This window comes from Microbacterium sp. A94 (genome assembly GCF_051842855.1).
Taxonomy (GTDB): Bacteria; Actinomycetota; Actinomycetes; order Actinomycetales; family Microbacteriaceae; genus Microbacterium.
On the sequence record NZ_JBPXMU010000001.1, the window covers coordinates 124,198 to 149,991 of the forward strand.

General features: G+C 63.4%; 26 protein-coding genes and 2 tRNA genes. 21 read left to right on the top strand and 7 right to left on the bottom strand.

All coding sequences use genetic code 11. The features are described 5' to 3' along the window. Positions 1-55 precede the first annotated feature (55 nt). From ACSU1L_RS00625 to ACSU1L_RS00695, 15 genes are all read left to right on the top strand, one after another. The gene (locus ACSU1L_RS00625; RefSeq protein ID WP_439254256.1) at positions 56-745 is read left to right on the top strand and encodes a DUF4129 domain-containing protein; all 690 of its coding nucleotides are present in this window, start codon (positions 56-58) and stop codon (positions 743-745) included. Then, positions 742-1,212, top strand: coding sequence for a hypothetical protein (locus tag ACSU1L_RS00630; RefSeq protein WP_439254257.1), 471 nt, complete (start codon positions 742-744; stop codon positions 1,210-1,212). Before ACSU1L_RS00625 ends, ACSU1L_RS00630 begins: the two co-directional genes overlap by 4 nt. After that, positions 1,209-2,174 (top strand): AAA family ATPase, encoded by a 966-nt coding sequence (locus ACSU1L_RS00635; RefSeq protein WP_438255381.1) that lies wholly within the window; start codon positions 1,209-1,211, stop codon positions 2,172-2,174. Before ACSU1L_RS00630 ends, ACSU1L_RS00635 begins: the two co-directional genes overlap by 4 nt. Beyond that, positions 2,171-3,433: a DUF58 domain-containing protein gene (locus ACSU1L_RS00640; RefSeq protein WP_439254258.1), complete on the top strand. Its 1,263-nt coding sequence runs from the start codon at positions 2,171-2,173 to the stop codon at positions 3,431-3,433. The genes ACSU1L_RS00635 and ACSU1L_RS00640 overlap by 4 nt, the downstream gene beginning before the upstream one ends. After that, positions 3,430-3,960, top strand: coding sequence for a hypothetical protein (locus ACSU1L_RS00645; RefSeq protein ID WP_439254259.1), 531 nt, complete (start codon positions 3,430-3,432; stop codon positions 3,958-3,960). The genes ACSU1L_RS00640 and ACSU1L_RS00645 overlap by 4 nt, the downstream gene beginning before the upstream one ends. A gap of 46 nt (positions 3,961-4,006) precedes the next feature. Then, positions 4,007-6,895 (top strand): excinuclease ABC subunit UvrA, encoded by a 2,889-nt coding sequence (gene uvrA, locus ACSU1L_RS00650; protein WP_439254260.1) that lies wholly within the window; start codon positions 4,007-4,009, stop codon positions 6,893-6,895. After that, positions 6,895-8,787: an excinuclease ABC subunit UvrC gene (gene uvrC / locus ACSU1L_RS00655; protein ID WP_439254261.1), complete on the top strand. Its 1,893-nt coding sequence runs from the start codon at positions 6,895-6,897 to the stop codon at positions 8,785-8,787. The genes uvrA and uvrC overlap by 1 nt, the downstream gene beginning before the upstream one ends. Positions 8,788-8,816: 29 nt before the next feature. Then, on the top strand, positions 8,817-9,689 hold the full coding sequence (gene rapZ / locus ACSU1L_RS00660) for an RNase adapter RapZ (RefSeq protein ID WP_439254262.1): 873 nt from the start codon (positions 8,817-8,819) through the stop codon (positions 9,687-9,689). 70 nt (positions 9,690-9,759) lie between these two features. After that, complete coding sequence (gene whiA, locus ACSU1L_RS00665; RefSeq protein ID WP_438255387.1) at positions 9,760-10,737, top strand: DNA-binding protein WhiA; 978 nt, start codon at positions 9,760-9,762, stop codon at positions 10,735-10,737. Positions 10,738-10,903: 166 nt separating this feature from the next. Then, positions 10,904-11,530, top strand: a complete 627-nt coding sequence (locus tag ACSU1L_RS00670; protein ID WP_438255388.1) for a superoxide dismutase — start codon at positions 10,904-10,906, stop codon at positions 11,528-11,530. 107 nt (positions 11,531-11,637) lie between these two features. Next, positions 11,638-12,648 (top strand): type I glyceraldehyde-3-phosphate dehydrogenase, encoded by a 1,011-nt coding sequence (gap, locus tag ACSU1L_RS00675; RefSeq protein ID WP_439254263.1) that lies wholly within the window; start codon positions 11,638-11,640, stop codon positions 12,646-12,648. A gap of 7 nt (positions 12,649-12,655) precedes the next feature. After that, positions 12,656-13,870 (top strand): phosphoglycerate kinase, encoded by a 1,215-nt coding sequence (locus tag ACSU1L_RS00680; RefSeq protein ID WP_438255390.1) that lies wholly within the window; start codon positions 12,656-12,658, stop codon positions 13,868-13,870. Continuing rightward, entirely contained in the window at positions 13,861-14,652 is a 792-nt protein-coding gene (gene tpiA, locus ACSU1L_RS00685) for a triose-phosphate isomerase (RefSeq protein ID WP_438255391.1), read from the top strand. The genes ACSU1L_RS00680 and tpiA overlap by 10 nt, the downstream gene beginning before the upstream one ends. 80 nt (positions 14,653-14,732) lie before the next feature. Further along, positions 14,733-14,984, top strand: a complete 252-nt coding sequence (secG, locus tag ACSU1L_RS00690) for a preprotein translocase subunit SecG (protein WP_438255392.1) — start codon at positions 14,733-14,735, stop codon at positions 14,982-14,984. Between the two features lies 1 nt (position 14,985). After that, positions 14,986-15,342, top strand: coding sequence for an RNA polymerase-binding protein RbpA (locus ACSU1L_RS00695; protein WP_438255393.1), 357 nt, complete (start codon positions 14,986-14,988; stop codon positions 15,340-15,342). Positions 15,343-15,382: 40 nt separating this feature from the next. On the opposite strand, the gene ACSU1L_RS00700 is transcribed toward ACSU1L_RS00695, so the two are convergent. The 6 genes from ACSU1L_RS00700 to ACSU1L_RS00725 all read right to left on the bottom strand — a co-directional run bounded on the left by ACSU1L_RS00700 (position 15,383) and on the right by ACSU1L_RS00725 (position 19,498). After that, positions 15,383-16,495: a signal peptidase I gene (locus ACSU1L_RS00700; RefSeq protein WP_439254266.1), complete on the bottom strand. Its 1,113-nt coding sequence runs from the start codon at positions 16,493-16,495 to the stop codon at positions 15,383-15,385. A gap of 20 nt (positions 16,496-16,515) precedes the next feature. Beyond that, complete coding sequence (locus tag ACSU1L_RS00705; protein WP_439254267.1) at positions 16,516-17,049, bottom strand: hypothetical protein; 534 nt, start codon at positions 17,047-17,049, stop codon at positions 16,516-16,518. Next, positions 17,046-17,534, bottom strand: coding sequence for a hypothetical protein (locus tag ACSU1L_RS00710; RefSeq protein ID WP_439254268.1), 489 nt, complete (start codon positions 17,532-17,534; stop codon positions 17,046-17,048). The genes ACSU1L_RS00705 and ACSU1L_RS00710 overlap by 4 nt, the downstream gene beginning before the upstream one ends. A 25-nt stretch (positions 17,535-17,559) precedes the next feature. Then, a complete protein-coding gene (locus tag ACSU1L_RS00715; RefSeq protein WP_439254269.1) occupies positions 17,560-18,123 on the bottom strand; it encodes an alternate-type signal peptide domain-containing protein in 564 nt (187 codons plus the stop codon). 138 nt (positions 18,124-18,261) lie between these two features. Continuing rightward, on the bottom strand, positions 18,262-19,404 hold the full coding sequence (locus ACSU1L_RS00720; protein ID WP_439254271.1) for a hypothetical protein: 1,143 nt from the start codon (positions 19,402-19,404) through the stop codon (positions 18,262-18,264). Positions 19,405-19,424: 20 nt separating this feature from the next. Further along, positions 19,425-19,498: transfer RNA gene (locus ACSU1L_RS00725), tRNA-Gly, on the bottom strand. A 121-nt stretch (positions 19,499-19,619) separates the two neighbouring features. Here ACSU1L_RS00725 and ACSU1L_RS00730 point away from each other — a divergent pair. After that, a tRNA-Pro gene (locus tag ACSU1L_RS00730) sits at positions 19,620-19,693 on the top strand. Positions 19,694-19,757: 64 nt separating this feature from the next. Further along, the gene (gene tig, locus ACSU1L_RS00735; protein WP_439254272.1) at positions 19,758-21,266 is read left to right on the top strand and encodes a trigger factor; all 1,509 of its coding nucleotides are present in this window, start codon (positions 19,758-19,760) and stop codon (positions 21,264-21,266) included. A gap of 94 nt (positions 21,267-21,360) precedes the next feature. Here the strand turns inward: tig and ACSU1L_RS00740 are convergent, their stop codons facing one another. After that, complete coding sequence (locus ACSU1L_RS00740) at positions 21,361-22,260, bottom strand: hypothetical protein (protein WP_439254273.1); 900 nt, start codon at positions 22,258-22,260, stop codon at positions 21,361-21,363. Positions 22,261-22,409: 149 nt separating this feature from the next. Between ACSU1L_RS00740 and ACSU1L_RS00745 the strand changes: the two genes are divergently transcribed. The 4 genes from ACSU1L_RS00745 (at position 22,410) to clpX (ending at position 25,775) form a co-directional block, all read left to right on the top strand. Then, on the top strand, positions 22,410-23,006 hold the full coding sequence (locus ACSU1L_RS00745) for an ATP-dependent Clp protease proteolytic subunit (protein ID WP_438255401.1): 597 nt from the start codon (positions 22,410-22,412) through the stop codon (positions 23,004-23,006). A gap of 19 nt (positions 23,007-23,025) precedes the next feature. After that, positions 23,026-23,667 carry an ATP-dependent Clp protease proteolytic subunit gene (locus tag ACSU1L_RS00750; RefSeq protein ID WP_438255402.1) on the top strand — a complete coding sequence of 214 codons (642 nt, stop codon included), beginning with the start codon at positions 23,026-23,028 and terminating at the stop codon, positions 23,665-23,667. A 72-nt stretch (positions 23,668-23,739) separates the two neighbouring features. Next, complete coding sequence (deoC, locus tag ACSU1L_RS00755) at positions 23,740-24,402, top strand: deoxyribose-phosphate aldolase (RefSeq protein ID WP_439254275.1); 663 nt, start codon at positions 23,740-23,742, stop codon at positions 24,400-24,402. Between the two features lie 104 nt (positions 24,403-24,506). Next, positions 24,507-25,775, top strand: coding sequence for an ATP-dependent Clp protease ATP-binding subunit ClpX (gene clpX, locus ACSU1L_RS00760; protein WP_438255404.1), 1,269 nt, complete (start codon positions 24,507-24,509; stop codon positions 25,773-25,775). Positions 25,776-25,794 lie beyond the last annotated feature (19 nt).

Consider the following 25,794-nt stretch of genomic DNA (forward strand, 5'->3'; position numbering starts at 1 on the left):
CCCCATAGGGTGAACGCATGCCCCGTTCTTCACCGAGACCCGATCCGGGTGCAGTGTGAAGCGGCCGGCGATTGTGGCCGCGGTCGGCGGACTATTCCTCCTCGTCATCTTTGCAGCAGCAGTGCAAGGTGCGCCGACGATCAACCCGCCCGTCTTCCCCGCGCCGAGCGCCCCGACGTTCACTGAACCTGCGCAACCGATGCCGACCGGCTCCGCGGCTCCACTTCCGGAGACAGGCTCGGACATCGTCGGCGCGATCATCGGAACCATCTTCCTGATTCTTGCCGCACTGGCAGTGATCGCCGTTCTCTTTCTCGTGGTGCGGGCGCTGTTGCGGGCCTGGCGAGATCGTCCGCTGCGTGCGCAACCCGGAAGCGACACGGGCCACGACCTTGTGGAAGAGCCGACTGCCGAGGACACCGCAGCCGCCGCCCCGGTGATCCGACGCGGCATCGAAGGCGCGCTCAAACTCATCGACGAGCGCGCGATTCCCGCGGATGCCATCATCGCTTCGTGGGTCGGCCTGGAAGAAAGCGCAGCCGATGCTGGCATAGCTCGTGGCATGAGTGAGACTCCGGCGGAGTTCGCCATCCGCATCATCACCCAGCGCGAAGGCATCTCAGATGCCGCTGACGCACTGCTGCGCCTGTATGAGAGCGTTCGATTCGGCAGCTATGTCGCCGATGAACAGGACCGCGACACCGCGCGCACTGCGCTGAAGACTATCGAGGAGGGATGGCAATGACGCGCTCACACATCATCACGGCGCTCGCCGTCGCTGCCGGCGTCACGCTCATCCTCGTGTTTGCCATCGGTGTGCAGCTCACCTTCGCCGTCGGCTGGGGCATCCTCGCTGGCATCCTGACGGTATGTCTGCGCGTGGGGATCCCGGACGAACCGCGTCTCGATTCCCCGACGATCACCGCCGGGCCCGAACGCCGAGGGACCGCCATCGCGCGGATGGCATGGTCGCTCAACCCGACAACGGGAGCAGCCGGGGCGCTCATCACCCGTCGCGTTCGCGACACGCTCAAGCGCTGCCTGGGAAGACGAGACCTCGATCCGGACAATCCTGACGATCGCGCCGCTATCGCGGCGTTGATCGACCTCGACATCTGGGAGCGGCTTATCGGATCCGGCACCACACGTCACGATATCGAGCGTGCGCTGGATGCCATCGACACGCTTTCGCGGACCAAGGAGAAGCAATGACGCAGAACATGACGATCGCCGAGACCGGAGCGCAGATCCTCGCAGCAGTCCGCACGGCTGTGGTGGGAATGGATGATCCGATCGAACTCGCACTCGCGACGATTCTCGCCGGCGGACATGTGCTGTTCGAGGATGTGCCCGGACTCGGTAAGACGCTTGCCGCTCGGAGCCTGGCATCCGCCCTCGGGCTCGGCTTTCGTCGCCTGCAATGCACCCCGGACATGCTCCCCGGCGACGTCACCGGATCGTATGTCTACGCGCCGGACACCGGCGACTTCGTTTTTCGGCAGGGCCCGATCTTCACCGGGCTGTTGCTGGCCGACGAGATCAACCGCACAACGCCGAAGACACAGTCGGCGATGCTGGAGGCAATGGCCGAGCGACAGGTCACCGTCGAAGGCAACAGCTTTCCGCTGCCCGCGCCGTTCCACGTGATCGCAACCTCGAATCCGATCGAATATGAGGGCACCTACGCTCTGCCGGAAGCGCAGCTGGACCGCTTCATGGTGCGCCTTGCGGTGGGATACCCGGAGGTGTCGGGTGAGACGCAGATTCTCCTGAACCGGGTAGCCCGCAGAGCCGAAGCCACCACGGTCGACGCCGTGATCGACGCTGAGCGACTGCTCGAAGTGCAGCACGCAGTGGAGGCGATCTCGGTTCATCCGGACATCGCGCGATACTGCGTCGACATCGCAGCGGCTACTCGGCAGGCGCAGAACGTTGCGGTCGGGGCATCGCCGCGCGGCTCGCTGGCACTGCTGCTGCTCGGGCGCGCACTCGCGGCGCTGGATGGTCGTGAGTTCGTGCGCCCTGACGACATCAAGAGGATCGCTGTCCCCGTGCTTGCGCACCGGCTCACGCTGACCCCGCAGGCCTGGGCGCAGGGGACCAGCGCAGAGCAGATCGTGCAGCAGGTTGTGGGCCAGGTGCCCGTTCCTCCGACGGTCGGCGCGCCAGCGTGACACGCCCCATCACCAGACGTCGATGGGGGCCGGGCCTCGTCATCGGAGTCATCGTTGCGACCGGCCTCGCCTGCCTCGGTCTCGTCTTCTCTCGCCCTGATGTAGCGGCGATGGGGCTGCCCCTGGCCATCGCCAGCGCGCTGGCTCTGACCCGAGCGGATGCTGGCGAGCAGACGACTGTCGCGGTGCGGGCGCTGCCACTGACGAACGATGGGACGCTGCATACCGAAGTCGCGGTGACGGGTGACGCCGAAGTCGCTGAACTCGTCATCGTGCAGTCGGCGCGGCGCCGACGGCATCTGATTCTTCCCGTTGGCGGGGCGCCCGTGGTGTCCGTCAGTGCCGCATTGCACTCGGGGCCAGTGGCCGCGGTTCGGGCATCCGCCAGAGGATTCTCTGCCGATGGCGCCATCCTCGGGCCTGCGACCGAGATCGCTGAACTCGTCCGCAACGTCGCACCTGCGCAGACAGCGTTGCCTCCGCTGCCTCTGTCGCCCCGGCTCACCGGCATGCACGGCAACCATGAAGGACGCCGGCCCGGGCAGGGCGGAGACTTCCGCGACATCCACCCGTTCGTCCCCGGTGATGAGCTGCGCCGCGTCGACTGGCGCGCCACTGCGCGCATGGCGCGACGCCCAGGCGATCTCCTGGTGCGACGCACCAACACGCTGAGCGATGCGACCATCGTCATATCGATGGACACCGCCGATGACCTCGGCGCCGTTGTCGCAACCTGGGGGAGCGGAGACCTCAAGCGCAGCGGAGTGACCTCGCTGGATCTGGCGCGAGAGGCCGCCGCGTCGATCGCGACAGCGGCGGTCGGCGCAGGAGATCGCGTCGCTTTTCACGTGCTGATGCACGGCGGCCGATCTGTGCGCAGCGGCGCGGGAGCGCGCCATCTCGCCAAAGTTGAAGCGGCGATCGCCGCAACAGGCCAAGCCGGTGAAGACGCACGATTCCACCGCACGCCGCCGGTGCCGCACGGGTCGGTGATCTTTGTTGTCTCCACGTTCTTCGAGGGTGCAGCATCCGATGTCGCACTGATGTGGCGGGCTGCCGGACACCGAGTGGTTGCCATAGATACTCTGCCGACGCTCAATCGCGAGCGACTGAGCAGAGAGCAGCAGGTGGCGCTTCGTGTCGTGCTCGCGGACCGCGATGAAGTGATGCATGACCTGGCCAACACCGGAGTCGACACCGTTGCGTGGCGCGAAGGCATCGAGGCGAGCCTGAGCGTGTTGGCGAGGACGCGACGATGATCCAGCTGCGCCGTAAGCACGACACGGTCCGCACGACTGCTGCTGTTCCGGCCGTCGTTGTATGGGTGCTTTTCCTCGTGTTCGTTTCTGGCACCGCTCTGCTGCTGGTGCCCGTGGTCGGCTGGCAGATCATCGTCGTGCTGGCAACAGCGGTCGGGATCGTGTTCCCGCAGAGTTTCGGCGGATGGATCGCCATTGCCGGGATCGCGATCGGGATGCTGATGAGCGAACCGATGCTGTGGCAAACGGCGGTTGCTGTCTTCGCTGTGCACGTGATTCACGTACTGTCGTCGCTGCTTCTCGTGCTGAGATGGAACTCGCGGGTGGTCCTGGTGGCGCTTCGGCCGACGCTGCGCCGACTGCTGCTGATCCAACTCATCGCCCAGCCGGTGACCCTCCTGGTGATGCTGGTCTTCACCGGCACGGCGGTCACGGTCTCGGGGGCGACGATCATTGGTGCTGGGGCACTCGCGATACTCGTCATTGTGCTGATATTGGCTCTGGGGCACTCGCGCAGGCGTTCCTGAATGCCCTAACAGAGCCAATGTCTGTGGCCCCTCGTAGACTTGTCCGGTGCCTATTGTCCCCGTTGTCAGCCCCGGAAAACTCAGTGTCCGCGGTGCTCGCGTACACAACCTCAAGAACGTCGATATCGACATTCCTCGCGATTCTCTCGTCGTGTTCACCGGTCTGTCCGGATCGGGGAAGTCGAGCCTCGCATTCGACACCATCTTCGCTGAGGGTCAGCGCCGCTATGTCGAGTCGCTCAGTGCCTATGCACGACAGTTTCTCGGTCAGGTGGATCGTCCTGATGTCGACTTCATCGAGGGACTGAGCCCTGCGGTCTCGATCGACCAGAAGTCGACCAACCGCAACCCGCGTTCGACGGTCGGCACGATCACCGAGATCTACGACTACATGCGACTGCTCTGGGCCCGCATCGGCATCCCGCATTGCCCGGAGTGCGGCGAGAAGATCCAGCGTCAGACCGTCCAGCAGATCGCCGATCAGCTCATGGAGCTTGAAGAGCGCACGCGCTATCAGATCGTGGCACCGATCGTTTCGCAGAAGAAGGGCGAATTCGTCGATCTGTTCCGCGAGCTGGGCGCCAAGGGCTACTCGCGCGCGATCGTCGATGGCGAGCTCATCCAGCTCGCCGAACCGCCGAAGCTGAAGAAGAGCTACAAGCACGATATCGCCGTCGTCGTCGACCGGCTCGTGGCGTCCGCTGACATTCTCGGACGCGTCACCGATTCGGTGGAGACCGCGCTGGGATTGGCCGGCGGCGTCGTGCAGATCAACTTCGTCGACGCAGAAGGAGACGAGGCCTGGCAGTCGTTCTCTGAGAAGCTGGCGTGCCCCAACGGGCACGCGATCACGCTGACGGAGATCGAGCCGCGCACGTTCTCCTTCAACGCCCCGTTCGGAGCGTGTGCGACCTGCTCGGGTCTGGGCACGCGCATGTCGGTCGACGTTGACCTGATGCTGGGCGATGAAGAGCTCTCCATCCGCGAGGGTGCCATCATCCCGTGGACGACCCAGGGCAAGGGACTGTTCCAGTACTACGAGCGGCTGCTCGAAGGCCTCGCACGTGATCTGAACTTCGATCTCGATACCCCGTGGAAAGACCTGCGCGTGGACGTGCAGGATGCCATCCTCCGCGGCGACAACTACAAGGTCACCGTCAAGTGGAAGAACCGCTACGGGCGCGAAATGCGCTACGCCTCCGGTTTTGAGGGCGTCGTGCCCTACATCGAACGACAGTACGCGCAGGCCGAGAGCGACAACCAGCGCGCCCGCTGGGGCGAGTACCTCCGCGAGGTGCCGTGCCAGGCGTGCAACGGCGACCGGTTGAAGCCCGAGGTGCTCGCCGTCCGCGTGCACGGACACTCGATTGCCGAAGTCTCGCATCTCAGCCTTGCCGACGCTTCGACGTTCATGCACACGCTGTCACTCACTGACCGTGAAGCGAAGATCGCAGCACAGGTGCTGCGCGAGATCCGACTGCGTCTCGAGTTCCTGCTCCAGGTGGGGCTGGCATATCTCAACCTCAGCCGAGCCGCAGGTTCGCTGTCCGGTGGCGAGGCGCAGCGCATTCGGCTCGCGACGCAGATCGGCTCGGGGCTGACCGGGGTTCTCTACGTTCTCGATGAACCATCGATCGGTCTGCACCAGCGAGACAACAGGCGGCTGATCGAGACGCTGCAGAAACTGCGTGATCTCGGCAACACGCTGATCGTCGTCGAACATGACGAGGAGACGATCGAAGCGGCTGACTGGGTCGTCGACATCGGCCCCGGTGCTGGTGTCAACGGCGGCAGCGTCGTGCACTCCGGTCCGTACGCGGCTCTGCTCAGCGACACCGACTCGATGACGGGCGACTATCTCGCCGGTCGGCGCGAGATCCCCACACCGAAGAAGCGGCGCAAGATCGATAAGAAGCGCATGCTGAGCGTCGTCGGTGCGCGTGCGAACAACCTGCAGAACGTGACGGCGGACTTCCCGCTCGGCGTGCTGACTGCCGTCACCGGTGTGAGCGGTTCGGGTAAGTCCTCGCTCGTGAACGACATCCTGTACCGCGTGCTCGCATCCAAGCTCAACGGTGCGCGAACCCTCGCGGGAAAGCACACCCGCGTGACCGGGCTCGACAATCTCGACAAGGTGGTTCACGTCGATCAGGCGCCGATCGGCCGCACACCGCGGTCAAACCCGGCCACCTACACCGGTGTGTTCGATCGGATCCGCACGCTGTTCAGCGAAACACCCGAGGCGAAGGTGCGCGGCTACCTGCCTGGCCGGTTCAGCTTCAACGTCAAGGGTGGGCGCTGCGAGGCCTGCTCCGGTGATGGCACGATCAAGATCGAGATGAACTTCCTGCCCGACGTCTACGTTGACTGCGAGGTCTGCCAGGGCAAGCGCTACAACCGCGACACGCTGGCCGTGCACTACAAGGGCAAGAACATCGCCGAGGTCTTGGAGATGCCGATCGAAGAGGCTGCCGAGTTCTTCGAGCCCATTCAGGCGATCCACCGCTACATGAAGACGCTCGTGGATGTGGGCCTCGGATACGTGCGGCTCGGTCAGTCTGCCACGACGCTGTCCGGTGGCGAGGCGCAGCGCGTCAAGCTCGCCACGGAACTGCAGCGCCGCAGCAACGGCCGCAGCATCTATGTTCTGGACGAGCCCACGACGGGTCTTCACTTCGAAGACGTTCGTAAGCTCCTCGAAGTGCTGAACGGGCTGGTCGACAAGGGCAACACGGTGATCGTCATCGAGCACAATCTCGATGTCATCAAGTCCGCGGACTGGGTCATCGACCTCGGACCCGAGGGCGGCTCCGGCGGCGGCCAGATCATCGCTACCGGCACGCCGGAGCAGATCGCTCGCGCCGAGGAAAGCCACACTGGCATGTTCCTCGACGAGATCCTCGGTGCGGGACGCGGGGCTCGGAAGGTCGGCTGATGGCCGACATCCTGCCCTACAAACCCCGCCAAGGGGAGATCCCGACCAATCCAGGGGTGTATCGCTTTCTGGATGCCGAGGGGCGTGTGCTCTACGTCGGCAAGGCGAAGAACCTGCGCCAGCGGCTATCGAACTACTTCGCTCCGCTGCGAACACTGCATGAGCGCACCCGCCGGATGGTCACCACCGCGGCTTCGGTCGAGTGGACGGTCGTGCCCACCGATGTCGACTCGCTGCAACTTGAGTACATGTGGATCAAAGAGTTCGATCCGCCGTTCAACGTGCGCTACAAGGACGACAAGTCCTACCCGTTCATGGCGGTCACTCTCGGAGACGAAGCTCCACGGGTACTGGTCACCCGCAACCGCAGGATTCCGCGTGCGCGGTACTTCGGGCCTTACCCGAAAGTCTGGGCAGTGCACGAGACCATCGATCTGATGGTGAAGGCGTTCCCGATCCGCACCTGCAGCGACTCCAGCTACAAGCGCGCGATGGCCACGGGGCGTCCGTGTTTTCCCGGCCAGATCGGCAAATGCGGCGGACCCTGTTCGATGCGGGTATCCATCGAAGAGCATCGCGCGATGGTCGACGACTTCGTCGCGTTCATGGCCGGCGGAGATGAACGGTTCACTAAGCAGATAACCAAGCGGATGCTGGCGGCCTCGGCCGCGATGGATTACGAGGCAGCGGCGAAATACCGCGATCAGCTGGCATCGATCGAAGCGGTGCTCGGGAAGAGCTCGCTAGTTCTTGCGGCGGACGAGGATGCTGATCTGTTCGGTATCGCGGAGGACGAGCTCGCCGCGACTGTGCAGCAGTTCGTTATTCGCGGTGGACGCGTGCGCGGGGTGCGTGCGACGACGATCGAGAAGGAGATCGACATCTCCGGCTCAGAACTCGTCGACCAGGTGCTGCAGCGTGCCTACGGCGAAGGTGTCGACGTGCCACGAAGGATCATCGTCCCCGCTTTGCCCGATGACGCCGCAGATCTCGAAGCGTGGCTGCGCGAGCGACGGGGTCGGCGTGTCGAGGTCGTTGTCGCTCAGCGCGGCCAGCGCGCCGAACTGATGCGCAACGCAACAGTCAACGCCCAGCAGGCGCTCATCAGACACAAAACCCGTCGCACGAGCGATTACGTGGCGCGCACGCAGGCGCTGACCGACCTGCAGGAGGCGATCGATCTCGAGGCCGCGCCACTGCGCATCGAGTGCTTCGACATCTCGCACCTCGGCGGCACCAATGTGGTCGCGTCGATGGTCGTCTTCGAAGACGGGCTGCCGCGCAAAGATCAGTACCGCTCGTTCAATATCGCCGAGACGACGGATGACACCGATTCGATGTACCAGGTGCTCATGCGTCGCCTCGCGTACCTGGATCGGCCGGAAGAAGTCGATGAGACCGTTGTCGACGGCACCGAAGATGCCGAAGTCGTCATGACGAAGAAGAAGCCGCGGTTCGCATATCCGCCGCAGCTCTTGCTCGTCGACGGCGGAAAGCCGCAGGTAGAAGCGGCAGCACGCGCATTGCGCGATTCCGGGCACACCGAGATCGGACTGTGCGGCATAGCCAAACGGCTCGAGGAGATCTGGCTGCCCGGGGAAGACTTTCCCGTGATTCTGCCGCGCACCAGCGAGGCGCTCTACCTGTTGCAGCGGTTGCGAGACGAAGCTCACCGCTTCGCGATTACTCACCAGCGTAAGCGTCGCAAACGCGACATCTCCACGGTTCTCGAGGAGGTGCCTGGCTTGGGCGCTGCGCGCATCAAGGTGCTGCTGAGACACTTCGGCTCCGTGACCGCGCTGCGCTCGGCGACCCCGTCTGAGATTCAGGAAGTGCCGGGTATCGGACCCGCGCTGGCGGAGAGCATCCACACGCATCTCGCGACTCGATAGGCTGGTCTTCACAGGAAGAGGGAGAACCGATGACCGCCGAGGAGAAGAACGAGTTCCTCATCGTCACCGGCATGTCCGGTGCAGGGCGCTCGACAGTAGCGAATGCCTTGGAGGACCTGGGCTGGTATGTCGTGGACAACCTGCCGCCGCAGATGCTGCGTCCTCTGCTTGATCTCACGGATCTCGGCGGGGGAGCGCTGCCCAAGGTGGCCGCAGTCGTCGATGTGCGCGGCCGCAACCTGTTCAACGATTTCCCGGAAGTGGCGCGGGCCCTTCGCTCGCGAGGCAGTGTCCGGGTGGTCTTCCTGGATGCCTCTGATGACGTGCTCGTTCGCCGATTCGAGGCCGTTCGCCGCCCGCACCCCTTGCAAGAGGACGGCACGTTGCTGGACGGCATCCGTCTGGAGCGCAGTCGGCTGACAATGGTTCGCGAGGCAGCCGACATCGTCATAGACACCTCATCGCTGAACATCCACCAGCTGGCGACCCAGGTCTCGGAGACGTTTTCTGACGAGGGCGCAGCGCGCCACCGTCTGACGATTCTGAGCTTCGGTTTCAAATACGGCCTGCCCACCGATGTCGATCTGGTCGCGGACATGCGCTTCCTGCCGAACCCGTACTGGCGGGAAGAGTTGCGCGGGCTGACCGGACAAGACGAAACCGTGCGCGACTACGTGCTCTCGCGTGAGGGAGCAACGGAATTCCTTGACGCTTACGCCACGATGCTCGACCCGGTTCTTGCCGGCTACCAGCGCGAGAACAAGGGGCATTCGACGGTGGCGATCGGATGCACCGGAGGCAAGCACCGCTCTGTTGCGATGGCGGAGGAACTGGCCAAGCGGCTATCGGTGATTCCCGGTATCGCGATCAGCGTGCGTCACCGCGACCTCGGCCGGGAATAGAACGGTGCCGCGCCGGGTAAACTAGTTCTTTGCGTCGCGATCCGACGCATCAGGTTTTACAAGGAGTCCCGTGGCGCTAACCACCGATGTCAAGGCTGAACTCATCAGCATCCGCAACGCACCCCCGACAGTGCGGGTCGCTGAAGTCACTGCGATCCTCCGCTTCGCCGGTGGTCTTCACTCGATCGCCGGTCGCGTCGCAGTCGAGGCAGAGGTGGACGCCGACCTGCTGGCGCGTCGCGTCGCACGCGACCTCGCCGAGATCTACGGCGTTCGCCCCGAAATCGCTCAGGTGCAGTCGGCCAGCTCCCACGATGGTGCACGCTACGCCGTCCGTGTGATTGCGGCAGGGGAGACCCTTGCTCGCCAGACCGGCCTCTTGGATCAGCGCCGTCGTCCCGTGCGCGGGCTTCCGAACCGTCTGACCACCGGGTCTCGCGAAGAGATTGCCGGTCTGTGGCGCGGTGCGTTCCTCGCGGCCGGCACGCTGTCGGAGCCCGGACGCTCGGCGATGCTCGAAGTGACCTGCCCGACCTCCGAGGCTGCAATGGCCCTCGTCGGTGCCGCACATCGGCTCGGGGTCGCAGCGAAGGCACGCGAAGTACGTGGCACGCCGCGAGTGGTCGTCCGCGAAGGCGAATCTATCCGTTCGCTCCTGAGCCAGATCGGCGCGCAGAAGACGGCCGCCACCTGGGAAGAAATGCGGCAGCGCCGCGAGGTGCGAGCGGGCGTCAACCGCCTGGTGAACTTCGACGACGCGAACCTGCGTCGCTCAGCTCAGGCCGCAGTGGCCGCCTGCGCCCGCGTGGAGCGCGCGCTGGAGATCCTCGCCGAAGATGTTCCCGACCACCTGCGCCTTGCCGGTGAACTGCGTCTTGCCCATCGTGACGCCAGCCTGGATGAGCTCGGTCACCACGCTGAGCCGCCGCTGACGAAGGATGCCGTCGCCGGCCGAATCCGTCGCTTGCTGGCCATGGCAGACAAGCGCGCCCAGCAGGAGGGCATCTCGAACACGGAAGCTGCCGTCCCCGCCGGGCTCGACGTCTGATCCCCACGCCCCCGGGTAGAGGACAGACAATTTTCTCCACCCGCGGAAGGAACCCCACCGCTCGGGCGTTGTCGTCAGTAGGATGAAAAAGTCTGCTCCTCGCCGCATGTGGGTGGCGTGGAGGACCGACAAGCGCCGCGGTACGGCGCGGATTGGATGAAACGACATGGCGATCTACACGCTTCCCGACCTTCCCTATGACTTCGCGGCCCTGGAACCGCACATCAGCGGCAAGATCATGGAACTGCACCATGACAAGCACCACCAGGCGTATGTGACTGGTGCAAACGCTGCGCTCGATGGTCTCGCTGAGGCTCGCGACAGCGGCAACCTCGCAAACGTCAACAAGCTCGAGAAGGACCTCGCGTTCAACCTCGGTGGCCACGTCAACCACTCCATCTTCTGGACGAACCTGTCGCCGAACGGCGGCGGTCAGCCCGAGGGTGAGCTCAAGGCTGCCATCGACGAGTTCTTCGGCTCGTTCGAGAAGTTCCAGGCGCACTTCACTGCTGCAGCGATGGGCATCCAGGGTTCTGGCTGGGCTGTACTCAGCTGGGACTCGATCGGCCAGCGTCTGATCATCCAGCAGATGTTCGACCAGCACTCGAACACGGCGATGGGAACCATTCCGCTGTTCCAGCTCGACATGTGGGAGCACGCCTTCTACCTGGACTACCTCAACGTGAAGGCTGACTACGTCAAGGCCGCGTGGAACATCGCGAACTGGGAGAACGTCGCCCAGCGTCTCGAAACTGCACGTAACCAGACGAAGGGCCTGCTGGTACTGTCGTAACCAAGACGAGTGTCCCGATGGGCATTCAGCTCGTCGGGACGCCGTTGTCCACACCAATTCTCTATTGAAAATGCGCGAGAGCGCTCGAGAAACAGGGAGAGACCTTAGTGTCTGTCAAAATCGGCATCAACGGCTTCGGCCGTATCGGACGTAACTACTTCCGCGCAGCACTCGCGCAGGGAGCAGACCTCGAAATCGTCGCGGTGAATGACCTCACCGACAACAAGACGCTTGCGCACCTGCTCAAGTACGACTCTGTCAGCGGCGTTCTGGATGCCGAAGTCAGCTACGACGACGACAGCATCACGGTCAATGGCAAGAAGATCAAGGCGTTCGCAGAGCGCGACCCCGCAAACCTCCCGTGGGGCGAGCTGGGTGTCGACATCGTCATCGAGTCGACCGGCTTCTTCACCAAGGGTGCGCTCGCCCAGAAGCACATCGATGCAGGCGCCAAGAAGGTCCTGATCTCTGCTCCCGGCGCCGACGTCGACGCCACGTTCGTCATGGGCGTGAACGAGGACACCTACGACGCGGCCGCGCACAACATCATCTCCAACGCGTCCTGCACCACCAACTGCCTCGCTCCGTTGGCACAGGTCTTCAACGATGAGTTCGGCATCGAGCGCGGCTTCATGATGACTGCGCACGCCTACACGGCTGACCAGAACCTGCAGGATGGCCCGCACAGCGACCTGCGTCGCGCACGTGGCGCAGCGATCAACATCACGCCGGCCTCGACCGGTGCTGCCAAGGCGATCGGCGTTGTGCTCCCCGAGCTCAACGGCAAGCTCAGCGGCTCTTCCTACCGCGTGCCGGTTCCCACCGGCTCGATCGTCGACCTGACGATCATCTCCGATCGTTCCGACCTCACGGTCGACGAGGTCAACGCCGCCTACAAGAAGGCAGCGGCTGACGGTCGCCTCAAGGGCTACCTGCAGTACAACGAGGACGAGATCGTTTCGAGCGACATCGTGCACAACGCACACTCGTCGGTCTTCGACGCGACGCTGACCAACGTCAGCGGCAACCTCGTGAAGGTCTCCAGCTGGTACGACAACGAGTGGGGCTACTCCAACCGTCTCGTCGACCTGACCGAGTACGTCGCAGAGCGTCTCTAAGAAGATCATGACCCTGCGCACCCTGGAATCACTGGGTTCGCTCGAGGGCAAGCGCGTCATCGTCCGTTGTGACCTGAACGTTCCTCTGCGGGACGGCGTCATAACGGACGATGGCCGTGTTCGTGCCTCGTTGCCGACCTTGAATGCCCTCATCAATGCGGGCGCACGTGTCATCGTGTGCTCACACCTGGGACGCCCCGATGGCGCCCCGGACCCGCAGTACAGCCTTGCGCCTGTGGCGCAGCGGCTGGCCGAGCTGCTCGGCAAGCCGGTCGCGTTCGCTCGCGACACGGTGGGCGAGTCCGCCCGTGAGGCTGTTGCTTCGCTGGAGGACGGCGGCGTCGTCGTCATCGAGAACCTGCGCTTCAATGCGGGAGAGACGTCGAAGGACGACGGAACCCGTCAGGCTTTCGCCGCTGAACTTGCGGAACTGGGCGACGCGCTCGTCTCTGATGGATTCGGCGTCGTGCACCGCAAGCAGGCCAGCGTCTACGAACTGGCGGAGCTGCTGCCCTCGTCTGCTGGACTCCTGATCGCGACAGAGCTCGAGGTTCTTGACCGACTGACGGAGAACCCGGAGCGCCCCTACACGGTCGTGCTCGGTGGCTCGAAGGTCAGCGACAAGCTCGGTGTCATCTCGCATCTGCTTCCGCGTGTCGACCGGATTCTGGTCGGTGGCGGGATGCTGTTCACCTTCCTCGCAGCGCAGGGCCACGCTGTGGCATCCAGCCTGTTGGAGAAAGACCAGCTCGAAACTGTTCGCGGTTATCTCGTTGAAGCAGCCGAGCGCGGTGTGGAGATCGTGCTGCCGACGGATGTCGTCGTGGCCGAGAAGTTCGCTGCGGATGCTGCGTACGAAGTGACCGCAGCAGACGCCATTGAGCAGTCCGCATTCGGTGCTTCCGGCATCGGCCTCGACATCGGACCTGATACCGCTGCGGCATTCGCCGAGGCGATCCGCAGCTCGAAGACGGTGTTCTGGAACGGCCCGATGGGCGTGTTCGAGTTCGAAGCGTTCGCTGCTGGTACAAAGACAGTCGCTCAGGCTCTCACCGAGGTCGACGGCCTCAGCGTGGTCGGCGGCGGTGACTCGGCAGCGGCTGTTCGTCAGCTTGGCTTCGCCGATGACCAGTTCGGTCACATCTCGACGGGTGGAGGCGCCAGCCTCGAATTCCTCGAGGGCAAGAAACTACCCGGCCTGGAGGTGCTCGGATGGGCGTAACAGCTCGTACCCCGCTGATTGCGGGCAACTGGAAGATGAACCTGGACCACCTGCAGGCGGTCGCCTTCGTTCAGAAGCTGCACTGGGCGTTGAAGGATGCCAAGCACGAAGAGGGCTCGGTCGAGGTCGCGGTGTTCCCGCCCTTCACCGACATCCGCAGCGTGCAGACCCTGATCGATGCGGACAAGATTCCGTTCGAGCTGGGTGCGCAGGATGTCTCTGCACACGATTCGGGTGCGTACACGGGGGAGATCTCGGGTGCATTCCTGGCCAAGCTCGACGCGAAGTACGTCATCATCGGCCACTCGGAGCGTCGTGAGTATCACGCTGAGGGTGACGACGTTGTGGCTGCGAAGGTTCAGGCGGCGCTGAAGCACGGGCTCGTTCCCGTGATCTGCGTCGGTGAGACCGCAGAAGACCTCGAGAAGTTCGGTGCCAGTGCGGTGCCGGCCGGTCAGTTGGAAGCGGCGCTCAAGGGCGTTCCGGCATCCGCTGACGTTGTGGTCGCCTACGAGCCGGTCTGGGCCATCGGCTCTGGACAGGCAGCGACGCCGCAGCAGGCACAGGATGTGTGCGCTGCGCTTCGCGGCGTCTTGGCGAAGAGCCTGGACGAGGACGCTGCTGCGCGCACCCGTGTTCTCTACGGTGGCTCGGTGAAGGCAGCGAACATCGCAAGCTTCATGCGTGAACCCGATGTTGACGGTGCCTTGGTCGGTGGCGCGAGCCTCGTCGTTGACGACTTCGCCGCAATCATCCGATTCGAAAAGCACGTCGGCGTATGAGCGGCGGCGGGGTTTCGGCCCCGCCTCCGTCGTATACTTGACCCTTACGGGAATTCTGTCCCAGCGAAAGGCTCTCCCTCGTGGCAATTCTTGAGTTCGTCCTGCAGGTTGTGCTGGGCATCACCAGCGTCCTGCTGACTCTCCTCATCCTTCTCCACAAGGGCCGCGGCGGCGGCCTTTCCGACATGTTCGGTGGGGGGATGACCTCTGCTGTCGGATCTTCCGGTCTCGCAGAGCGCAACCTCAACCGCTTCACAATCATCCTCGCGCTGGTGTGGTTCGTCTCCATCGTGGCGCTGGGGCTCATCACCAAACTGGAGGTGGTGGCCTAATATGGCTACCGGAGGAAACGCCATCCGCGGAACCCGTGTCGGTTCTGGCCCGATGGGTGAACAAGACCACGGTTACCACGCCGACCGCATCGCGGTCTCGTACTGGGACGGCCTCGGCAACGAGACTGTTCGCTACTTCGCTGCGGGGCTTCCCGACGAAGAGATTCCTGAGACGATCGACCACCCCCGTTCGGGGCTGCCGGCCGGCCGCGACAAGAACAACCCGCCCGAAATCGGCAAGAACGAGCCATACAAGACGCACCTCGCGTACGTGAAGGAGCGTCGCAGCGACGACGAGGCTGTTCAGCTGCTGGAGGACGCGCTCACTCAACTACGCGAGCGCCGCGGACAGGCCTGATTGCCGCCGCTTTAGTTCTTTGACGAAACCGTCGTGATCCTTATGGGTCGCGGCGGTTTTTTCGTCTGGCTGCGATGAGGCGAATAAGCAGCACGAGCAGCCCGGCGCCGACGAGAACGGCTGCGGAGATGATGAGCCCGGTGGGGATCGTGGCGCCGGTCGTAGCCAGCGGATCATCGATGGGCGATCCGACGGACTGCGTGAGCGTGACACTCACGGTAAGGACCGCGGATGCCGTGCGCGTCGAGTTGTTGGAGGATGCGGCGAGGCCAACGGAGACGGGAGCCTGGACGCTGTCGCCCGGGGCGAGTGCTTGACCTTCGAGTCGCGGCGGGATGAGATCGGCCGCGAGGGCGATATCTTCTGGGGCGGTCGAGTCGCCGGGCGACCAGAGTCCGGTGATCGTGAACTCAGCGGCATCACTGCTCGCGTTGCGCACCCAGAGTTCGATCGGAACCTGCTTGCCAGGGACGATCCGCTTGGCGACGTCAGGCAGAGCGAGGTTCGATCCCGTCGTCCAGGTGATGCCGTCGGTGCTGAGAAGGAGATACTCCGAAGTTGTAGCAGCCTGAGCTGGCGTGGTCGTGGCGAAAGGGAATGCGATGACCAGCAGTGCGGCGGTGGTGACGGCTGCTCCCGCCCGTGCCACCCGTCGTCGCGTCCGGGTGTCTTTCACGAGCATGAACAGGCCCCAGCCGATCGCGCCGACACCGAGAACCGTGACGAGGGTGGACTTCACCGCTGGCGTGGCCCAGATATTGATGTACCCGAGCCAGGGGATCGCATAGACGACAACCCCGCGTAGCTGGACCTCCTGCACAGGGTTCGCATCCTGCACGTTGTTCGCGTCACCTTGAGTGATGAGCAAACGGTCACTGTCCGCGCCATAGCCGATGCCGACGACGCGGTGTGTCGCGACCTCGGGTTTACCTGATTCGATCTGAAAAGTGACGATGTCGCCGACTTTGATCTCGTCGATTGGTGTCTCCCGGACGGCAATGAGATGGCCGGGGTCAAGAGCCGGACGCATGCTGCCAGTGAGGACCGTGTAGCTCTGCGCGCCGAGCACGAAGGGGATGACGACGGTGAAGAAAGCAAGGGCGCAGACGGCGGACAGCACAATCGTGCCAACGATGCGGCGGGTGCGTGCCAATGGGCGTGAGCTCCGTTGGGCTAAGGTGCGCATCGCAATCCGCCTAACAGGCCACCTAGAAGCCCACCAGAAAGCGCGATCTGGTGACCGACTGTGGGGTCAGATACCCAACCAGACGAGGTCTGGATCGCCCGCACCTCCACGTAGACCTGCGAGCTACCTGTCAGCAGTGCGTTGACGACTATCGCGAGGGTGCCTGTCACACCCGATAGCAGGTTCCCCTTGACGTCGTAGCTTCTCGCCGAGGTAGTGGTCAGCACGGCTTCTTGCGTGTCAGTGCGCAGGACGACTTGATACGTCCACCCCGTCGCAGGTGACGCTGCTTCCCAATTGAGGCGCACATATGGCGGCGGGATGTTTAGTAAACCGCCAGGGATGCTCGTGCATGTGAAATTTGATGGCGTCGGAACCGCAGCGACGAGTGGCACGGCAGGAAGCGTTGCGCTCGCGCTCCAGTACGCCCACGACGATGACGACACGCCGAATGCCAGCACCGCGGCCAGAACTGCGGCGACTCCGGCGCGGCGGAACTTCTTCGCTCGCTGAGGTTTCACGGACTCACCTGCTCGGCGGTCACTGTGATCGTCGGGTCCAGCACTTGTCCCTGCAGAGTGTTTGGCGCGCTTGCCGACAAACCGTAGCGCACGCAGATGTCGACGGCGCTCGTGCTTGAGGTGAACTCTCCGTATCCATCAGCCGGGATCGGCGCACCTGTGCCGCATGCGCCCACCCACGCCTGGAGGGTGGCATACGGATCGAAACTGGCAGGGACAGCGCCGGTGAGACGTACCTTCCAAGCAAGGTTGTCTCCTGAGTTGGTCGAAGTCACGCGAATCATGGCATCCGCTGTGCTCTGCCCAGGGTAGAGCGCCGCCCATACCGGGGTACCCCCTAGCCAGTCAGCCGAGATTGCCAAGTCCCCGCTCGTGACGACCTCGCCTGGAATTGTCTGCTGTGCCTGCCAGTAAGCGGACACTCCGGTTGCCGCCGCTAGGGCCACGAGGACCCCGGCGGCGGCACCGATCACCAGGCGACGCATGCTTACCGCTGCTTCAGACGTTGCCTTACGGTTGAACCTGCGTGAGCGTCAGCGTGATGTCCTCGAAAGTAAAATCGGTCAACTGCAAGTCGGTGCCGACGGTTTGGGGATCGAACTGGAAGTCGACGTTGACGCTGACAGTCTCCCCATTCAGGTCACTGGTCAACCCGGTACCGGGGAAGGCGACGCCCGTTGAATCCTCGACGTTCACAACAACGGGTGTGACGATACCAGCGGGAAGATTAGCCACGTCAGACACGGTGAGGTCGGCAACGAGATTGTCACCGATGAGGGTGAGCGCGAAATCACCGGTGAGCTGAAGCGTGTCGCCGGGGACGATGTCGATGGTGGACAGATCGGTGACGACGACTTCTGTACCGTCCTCTCCGACAAGGGTCCACGTCTGTCCGCCGACGGGTTGGATGTCGAGGTCACCACTGGCGACGGTTCCGCCGGCTAGCGTCTGTGTCGTCGACCAGTACGCGAGCGTGGTTCCGCCGCCGAGCAGGAGAACGGCTCCAGCGGCGATGGCGACGATCGCCTTCGTGCGAGAACTGACAGATTTAGGTGTGGCTACAGCTTCGGTCATGATGGATCCCCCTCATAGTGGGCGTTTGGGTAGGACGCCCTGTTACTCGACACCATAACCCCCGTTGAGGCCTTGGTCGATATCGGTAAAAACATCAGCATACCAAATCCATATGCGAACGCATGCAAATCGGGCTCATTAACGGCATGCAGCGGCAGTGTCGATCAGTTCTTGTGGGGGAGTGCCGTAGGTGGATGTTCCGTTGGCCCGGTTGAGGTAGCCCATGCTGATGGCCCACGCTGTCGCCCAGTCCTCGACCTTGTCCTGTGACGAATCGTCATATGCGCCCTCGCATCGAACGCTGATCGCGTGACCGACCTCATGCGCGACCAGGGCTCTGCTGCGCTCGCTCGGCCAGCGCTCCGCCACCGAGTTCGACAACTCGATATTCGCGTAGCCCGGATCGCCGTACCACCAACTTGCGTAACCGCCCATGCTGTCTGCATCCCCGAATCCGTTGACGAGCGGTGCCCAGTCGAAGTCAAGAAGGAGGCCGGGTGCGAGGCTGCGAGCGAAGGTCTCGACCTCGTCTCGAGCGGAGTTCAGCGGGCCACTCTTCTCCATGAGTTCGGCATGCTCGGATGTAAGCATGGCGGCAGCTGCCTGTTCCATGTCCAAGTAAGCGGTGGATGCTTCGGTGGAGAAGTCATCGGAAGACCGAGTCAGGCGTTGAGTAGCAGCGCGAAAAGCCACGATATCGGGGTTGCGCGCCGAGATATGGTCGGCCTCGAACTGTTCGGCTGATTCGGTTGCCGAGGTCACAGCAGCGGTGCCCGCTTCTTGCAGCACACTCGTGGCGGCCGCAGCATCCTGACTCGCCGACCTGTAGCCGTCGATCAGTCGGACGGTCGTCGAAGAATCGGCATTGAGCTGCGCTGTCGCGCCGAACAATTCCCATGCCCACCCGGGCTTCGTCGTTGCTGTGGGTACGGTTTCGCCTGCCGTCGTGGTCATCTGCTCCGCCACGGGCGCAGCGTCGTCAACAGCAGTGGCGAGGTTCTGCTTGGCCTCAGCATCCATCAGCCAGACGCTGGCTGTGGCGATGACGCTCTCTCCAGCTTTGCTGACCGCGTGAAGTTCGTCGACGGCTTCGACCAAGGATGAGTGACTGTTCTCGGCATCCGTTGCGAGCGAATCGAATGCGCGTCGCGCGTCGTCATAAAGCAGATTCGCTGTCAGCTGAACAGCTCCGAACAGGATGCCGATCACAGCAACAGTCACTGCCAGGCGAATGACAATGATGCGTCGTGCTGAACCCGGAGGAGCTGGTGACTCGGTCACGGCGCATCCTTCCGAAGAAGTGGAGGGGCTGACGAGAATCGAACTCGCATCATCTGTTTGGAAGACAGAGGCTTTACCACTAAGCTACAGCCCCGGACCCATCGACTAGCTCTGGGACCGAACCCGGTCAAAACCGGACCTGATTAGCATAGCGGACGTTGAGAGTGTTCCTGTCCGTTAGACTCGACGAGGCCGTTCCCGTCTACGGGATCGACCGGGGCGTAGCTCAGCTTGGTAGAGCGCCCGCTTTGGGAGCGGGAAGTCGCAGGTTCAAATCCTGTCGCCCCGACAACGGCCCCCTAAAACCTCACGGCCGCGCCGTTGCGCGGAAATCCAAAAGGAGACACACAAGCATGGCGAATAGCACCGTCGAGAAGCTGACCCCGACCCGGGTGAAGCTCACCATCACGGTCACCCCGGACGACCTGAAGCCCAGCATCGCGCACGCGTATGAGCACATCGCGCAGGACGTCCAGATCCCCGGCTTCCGCAAGGGCAAGGTCCCCGCTCCTATCATTGACCAGCGCATCGGCCGCGGCGCCGTCATCGAGCACGCTGCCAACGAGTCGCTTGACAAGTTCTTCCGCGAGGCTGCCAACGAGCACAAGCTCCGCGTCGTCGGCCGTCCGTCCGCTGACATCACCCAGTGGCCGAACGAGAAGGACTTCTCTGGAGACCTGCTCGTCGATGTCGAGGTGGACGTGCGCCCCGAGATCGAGGTTCCCGCGTTCGACGAGATCACGCTGACCGTTGACGCAGTCGAAGCTGACGACGCTGCGCTGGACGCTGAGCTTGACCAGCTGCGCGCCCGTTTCGGCACGCTCATCCCCGTCGACCGTCCGGCAGCGAAGGGTGACTTCGTTGAGCTCGACCTGGTTGCCACGATCGACGACAACGAGATCGACCGCGCCGAGGGTGTCTCCTACGAGGTCGGCTCCGGCGAGCTGCTTGAGGGCATCGATGACGCCGTTGAGTCGCTCACTGCTGGCGAGGACACGACGTTCCGCTCGAAGCTCGTCGGTGGCGACAACGCCGGCGCCGAGGCCGAGGTATCCGTGACCGTCAAGGCTGTCAAGGAGCGCGAGCTTCCTGAGGCAGACGACGACTTCGCTCAGATCGCAAGTGAGTTCGACACCATCGCTGAGCTGCGCGACAGCCTCGCCGAGCGCGTGAGCGAGCAGGCCATCTTCGCACAGGGCTCGGCCGCACGCGACAAGCTCATCGAGGCGCTGCTCGAGAAGGTTGAAATCCCCGTTCCGCCGCAGCTCATCGAAGACGAGGTGCACAACCACCTCGAAGGTGAGAACCGCCTTGAGGATGACGAGCACCGCGCTGAGGTTACCGAGGCCAGCGAGAAGCAGTTCCGCACGCAGGTCCTCCTCGACACGATCGCCGAGCAGGCTGACGTGCAGGTTTCGCAGGAAGAGCTGAGCCAGTACCTGATCCAGTCCGCTGCGCAGTACGGCATGGCTCCGCAGGAGTTCGTCGAGGCGCTGCAGTCCTCGAACCAGCTGCCCGCACTGGTCGGCGAGGTCGCCCGCAACAAGGCGCTCGCGATCGCCCTGGGCAAGGTCAACGTGGTCGACACCAACGGCAAGCCCGTGGACCTGTCGAGCCTGGTCGCCGTCGATGACGAGGACGAGGCTGCTGAGTCGGCTGACGCTTCCGCCGATGAGAAGCCTGCTGCGAAGAAGGCTCCGGCGAAGAAGGCCGCCGCTAAGAAGCCGGCCGCCAAGAAGGCTGCTGACGCTGAGGCTACCGACGCTGACGCTGCTGACGAGAAGCCGGCCGCGAAGAAGCCCGCTGCGAAGAAGCCGGCCGCCAAGAAGGCTCCGGCGAAGAAGGCTGACGCAGCCGAGTAATCGCGCTGTAATTTGACGAAAGGACGGATGCTTCGGCATCCGTCCTTTCGCGTTGAAGCGGGAAGCTTCGAGAACGAACTCGTTCTCGAGGAGCTCAGCGCACGTCGGTATCGTGCGTGGCCGTGCCGCGCACCATCTCGACCCAGCGCGTGAGGAACGCAGCCCCTGCTTCGTCGTGGATCAACTCTCCGGCGGTCAGTACGGGGTAGGGCGTCTCCGGAATGCCATCGGCCGGCCGCACATCGACATGAGCAACAGCGAAGCCCTGCTCGTGTAGCCAGTCGGCCATCGCGTAGTCGGTGCGCGAGTCGCCCACCGTGCGCCACTGCTGAGGCAGCGGGCCATTCGGCAGCAGCATCTCGATCGCGCGCATTGCGCCGAGATCCTTGCCGAGCCGGACCGATTCGATATCGGTGGAGATGATCGTCGAGTCGATGCGGTACCCGACGTCGCCGACAGCATCCGCGGCGCGTTTGCCATTGTGTTCGATCCCTAGATCGTGCCGGCCCATCTCATCGAAGGCCGCGGCGTCGAACTCAACCTGTCGCACCTTGTAGGCGGCGTTGTCGATACTCGTGTGCTGCTCGATCGAAACCATGGCGCGTTTGGTGCGGTCGAAGAACATGTGATCATCGAATCGCTCCCCGACGAGCTTTTCGATCGATTCTGCGTAGGATGCCGGAACCGCGAGTTCATGCGACACCTCGATCTCGCCAGCACCTTCGGGAGTGATGGCGAACCACACGGCGCCCTTCTCGCACACGGCGAAAACCCGCGCATGCTCGGGAAGACCGGCGGCGACAAGCGGCATGACGACTTCCTCGCGCAGAAAAGCGTCGGAGCGTCCGGTATTGAAAACGATCGGGATGCCAGCGCCGGCAAGCTCCACCAGATCGGTCACAATCGACCGAATCGCGACCGTGCGGGTCACAGGGCTGGCGATCGGGCCATCGACATCGAGCAGCAGTCCGAGCAGGGGTGCGGTATCACTCATACCTCGACGCTACCGGCGTCTGAACAGGTCTGCTGACTCGGCGATCGTTCATCTGGTGCGCCACGCTGATATGCCGACGGCGAACACGGCCTGAGCGCGGCGCGTGCGCCGGTAGATTCGAATCACCGAACACGGAAACAGGAGCTGAAATGGCTGCAGAACCCCTTGTCGCGACAAGCGTCTTTGACAGACTGCTGAAGGACCGCATCATCTGGCTGGGGTCAGAGGTGCGTGACGATAACGCCAACGAGATTTGCGCGAAGATTCTTCTTCTCGCCGCAGAGGACTCGGAGAAGGACATCTATCTTTACGTCAACTCGCCCGGTGGCTCGATCACCGCGGGTATGGCGATCTACGACACGATGCAGTTCGTGCCCAACGACATCGTCACGGTCGGCATCGGCATGGCGGCGTCCATGGGGCAGCTGCTGCTCACTGCTGGGACCAAGGGCAAGCGGTACATCACGCCCAACGCCCGCGTTCTGCTGCACCAGCCGCACGGCGGCTTTGGTGGCACCTCGAGTGACATCCAGACGCAGGCCCAGTTGATCGTCTCGATGAAGAACCGTCTGGCCGAGATCACGGCCGCACAGACCGGGAAGAGCGTCGAGCAGATCAACGAAGACGGTGACCGTGACCGTTGGTTCACAGCAGCTGAGGCGCTCGAGTACGGCTTCGTCGATCACATTCGCGAGTCGGCCTCCGATGTCATCGGCGGCGGCGGCACCGCCGACTCGGCTGAATAACGGATTCGAGAGGATATCTATGTACACCCCTACTTTCCAATCCGCTGGCAACCTGCCCTCCAGCCGCTACGTGCTCCCGCAGTTCGAGGAGCGCACGGCGTACGGCTTCAAGCGTCAGGATCCGTACAACAAGCTCTTCGAAGATCGCGTGATCTTCCTGGGCGTACAGGTCGACGACGTCTCCGCTGACGACGTCATGGCGCAGCTCTTGGTGCTCGAGAGCCAGGACGCCGAGCGTGACATCACGATGTACATCAACTCACCCGGGGGATCCTTCACCGCGATGACGGCGATCTACGACACGATGCAGTACGTTGCGCCGCAGATTCAGACTGTCGTTCTCGGCCAGGCGGCCTCTGCCGCATCGGTGCTGCTGGCAGCAGGAGCACCAGGCAAGCGTCTCGCTCTGCCCAACGCCCGCGTGCTGATGCACCAGCCGGCAATGGGTGAAGCAGGGCACGGTCAGGCGTCGGACATTGAGATCCAGGCTGCCGAGATCCTGCGCATGCGCACGTGGCTCGAAGAGACCATGGCCAAGCACACCGGCAAGCCCGTTGAACAGGTCAACAAGGACATCGACCGCGACATGATTCTCTCCGCGGCTGAGGCTCTTGACTATGGTGTCGTTGACCAGGTGTTGACGACGCGTAAGCGGTCCTAATCGAGATGTGGGTCATCGGCCATCGTGCCGATGACCCACATCTGTCCGATCCAGATCTCAAGGAGAACACTCATGACGCAGAACCTCGCGCGTTACGCCGACCACACTCTTCTGAAGCCGGAGGCAACCCGAGCTGATGTCGCCGCGACCATTGCAGAGGCAGCCGAGCTCGGCGCTTACAGTGTGTGCCTGTCGCCGTCGATGCTCCCGATCGATCTGCCCGAGGGATTGAAGCTGGCTGTCGTGATCGGTTTCCCCAGCGGTAAGCACCACTCAGAGATCAAAGCTGCAGAGGCTGCGCTTGCGGTGGCACAGGGTGCCGACGAGCTTGACATGGTCATCGACATCGGAGCCGCGATCGAGGGTGACTACGCCCGAGTGGAGTCCGATATCCGCGCCGTCCGGGAAGCTGCTCCCGCGCCCATCGTGCTCAAGGTGATCATGGAATCGGCGGCGCTCAGCGATGAGGCCATCGTGGCCGTCAGCCGCGCGGCAGAAGCCGCCGGAGCGGATTTCGTGAAGACATCGACCGGTTTTCACCCGGCGGGTGGAGCATCCGTTCACGCGGTCGAGCTGATGAAGAGCACCGTCGGCGACCGTCTCGAGGTTAAGGCTTCCGGCGGAATTCGCACGCGTGAGGTTGCCGAGGCCATGATCGCCGCGGGCGCGACACGCCTGGGCGTCTCGAGCACCCGCGCAATCGTCGAAGACGTCGAGACAGCCAGCGACTACTGACAATCGACACGGGAGTGTGCGCTCCGACCGTGCCAATGCGGCGCAGTGTCGGAGGTAGCGGTTAGGCTCGAAGGAGTTTCTCAGTCTCCCCAAGGAGGACGCGCATGGCCCGAATCGGTGAAAGCGCTGACCTGTTCAAGTGCTCATTCTGCGGAAAGAGCCAGAAACAGGTGCAGCAGCTGATCGCTGGCCCCGGTGTGTACATCTGCGACGAGTGCGTCGAGTTGTGCAACGAGATCATCGAAGAGCGCATGGCGGAATCCTCGGCCGAGGGCGTCGCGGACTTCGAGTTGCCCAAGCCGCGCGAGATCTACAGCTTCCTCGAGGAATACGTCGTCGGACAGGAGCAGGCCAAGCGCTCGCTGTCTGTCGCCGTCTACAACCACTACAAGCGCGTTCGTGCGCATGGCACCCTGCAGCTCGCCGAGCAGAAGGCCGACGAAGTCGAGATCGCGAAGAGCAACATCTTGATGATCGGCCCCACCGGCTGCGGTAAGACCTACCTTGCGCAGACTCTGGCCAAGCGGCTCAACGTACCCTTCGCCGTCGCCGATGCCACAGCGCTTACCGAAGCAGGTTACGTGGGTGAAGACGTCGAGAACATTCTCCTGAAGCTCATCCAGGCCGCCGACTACGACGTGAAGCGTGCCGAGCAGGGCATCATCTACATCGACGAGATCGACAAGATCGCTCGCAAGTCGGAGAACCCGTCGATCACTCGTGACGTCTCCGGCGAGGGCGTGCAGCAGGCGCTTCTGAAGATCATCGAGGGGACTGTCGCGGCGGTGCCACCGCAGGGCGGTCGTAAGCACCCGCATCAGGAGTTCCTGCAGATCGACACCACGAACGTGCTGTTCATCGTCGCCGGTGCTTTCGCCGGGCTGGAAGACATCGTCTCCTCGCGGGTAGGCAAGCACGGCGTCGGGTTCGGTGCACCGTTGCATGACAAGAGCAAAGACCTCGACCTGTTCAGCGAGGTGCTGCCCGAGGATCTGCACAAGTTCGGATTGATTCCCGAGTTCATCGGTCGACTGCCGGTGGTCGCATCGGTCACGCCGCTCGACCAGAAGGCGCTGATCGAGATCCTCACGGGCCCTCGCAACGCCCTGGTCAAGCAGTACCAGCGCATGTTCCAGCTCGACGGTGTGGAGCTCGAGTTCGACGATGATGCGCTGAGCTCGATCGCCGATCTTGCAGTAGAGCGCAAGACAGGTGCGCGCGGTCTGCGTGCGATCCTGGAAGATGTGCTCGGCCCGATCATGTTCGAGATCCCGTCGGCGGAAGACGTGAAGAAGGTCATTGTCACCCGCGAGGCTGTTGACGATGGCGCGGCACCCACGGTCGTGTTGGAGCGCAAGCGCAAGAGCGCCTGAGCGGACGATGACTGCGGCC

Excerpts from the sequence above, each read along its gene's own strand:
- clpX (WP_438255404.1), top strand. The coding sequence starts at position 24,507 with ATGGCCCGAATCGGTGAAAGCGCTGACCTGTTCAAGTGCTCATTCTGC.
- ACSU1L_RS00630 (WP_439254257.1), top strand. The coding sequence starts at position 742 with ATGACGCGCTCACACATCATCACGGCGCTCGCCGTCGCTGCCGGCGTC.
- ACSU1L_RS00745 (WP_438255401.1), top strand. The coding sequence starts at position 22,410 with ATGGCTGCAGAACCCCTTGTCGCGACAAGCGTCTTTGACAGACTGCTG.
- ACSU1L_RS00680 (WP_438255390.1), top strand. The coding sequence starts at position 12,656 with ATGACCCTGCGCACCCTGGAATCACTGGGTTCGCTCGAGGGCAAGCGC.
- ACSU1L_RS00740 (WP_439254273.1), bottom strand. The coding sequence starts at position 22,260 with ATGAGTGATACCGCACCCCTGCTCGGACTGCTGCTCGATGTCGATGGC.
- ACSU1L_RS00635 (WP_438255381.1), top strand. The coding sequence starts at position 1,209 with ATGACGCAGAACATGACGATCGCCGAGACCGGAGCGCAGATCCTCGCA.
- ACSU1L_RS00695 (WP_438255393.1), top strand. The coding sequence starts at position 14,986 with ATGGCTACCGGAGGAAACGCCATCCGCGGAACCCGTGTCGGTTCTGGC.
- ACSU1L_RS00645 (WP_439254259.1), top strand. The coding sequence starts at position 3,430 with ATGATCCAGCTGCGCCGTAAGCACGACACGGTCCGCACGACTGCTGCT.
- tig (WP_439254272.1), top strand. The coding sequence starts at position 19,758 with ATGGCGAATAGCACCGTCGAGAAGCTGACCCCGACCCGGGTGAAGCTC.
- uvrC (WP_439254261.1), top strand. The coding sequence starts at position 6,895 with ATGGCCGACATCCTGCCCTACAAACCCCGCCAAGGGGAGATCCCGACC.
- ACSU1L_RS00750 (WP_438255402.1), top strand. The coding sequence starts at position 23,026 with ATGTACACCCCTACTTTCCAATCCGCTGGCAACCTGCCCTCCAGCCGC.
- deoC (WP_439254275.1), top strand. The coding sequence starts at position 23,740 with ATGACGCAGAACCTCGCGCGTTACGCCGACCACACTCTTCTGAAGCCG.
- ACSU1L_RS00710 (WP_439254268.1), bottom strand. The coding sequence starts at position 17,534 with ATGCGTCGCCTGGTGATCGGTGCCGCCGCCGGGGTCCTCGTGGCCCTA.
- tpiA (WP_438255391.1), top strand. The coding sequence starts at position 13,861 with ATGGGCGTAACAGCTCGTACCCCGCTGATTGCGGGCAACTGGAAGATG.
- ACSU1L_RS00670 (WP_438255388.1), top strand. The coding sequence starts at position 10,904 with ATGGCGATCTACACGCTTCCCGACCTTCCCTATGACTTCGCGGCCCTG.
- rapZ (WP_439254262.1), top strand. The coding sequence starts at position 8,817 with ATGACCGCCGAGGAGAAGAACGAGTTCCTCATCGTCACCGGCATGTCC.
- ACSU1L_RS00715 (WP_439254269.1), bottom strand. The coding sequence starts at position 18,123 with ATGACCGAAGCTGTAGCCACACCTAAATCTGTCAGTTCTCGCACGAAG.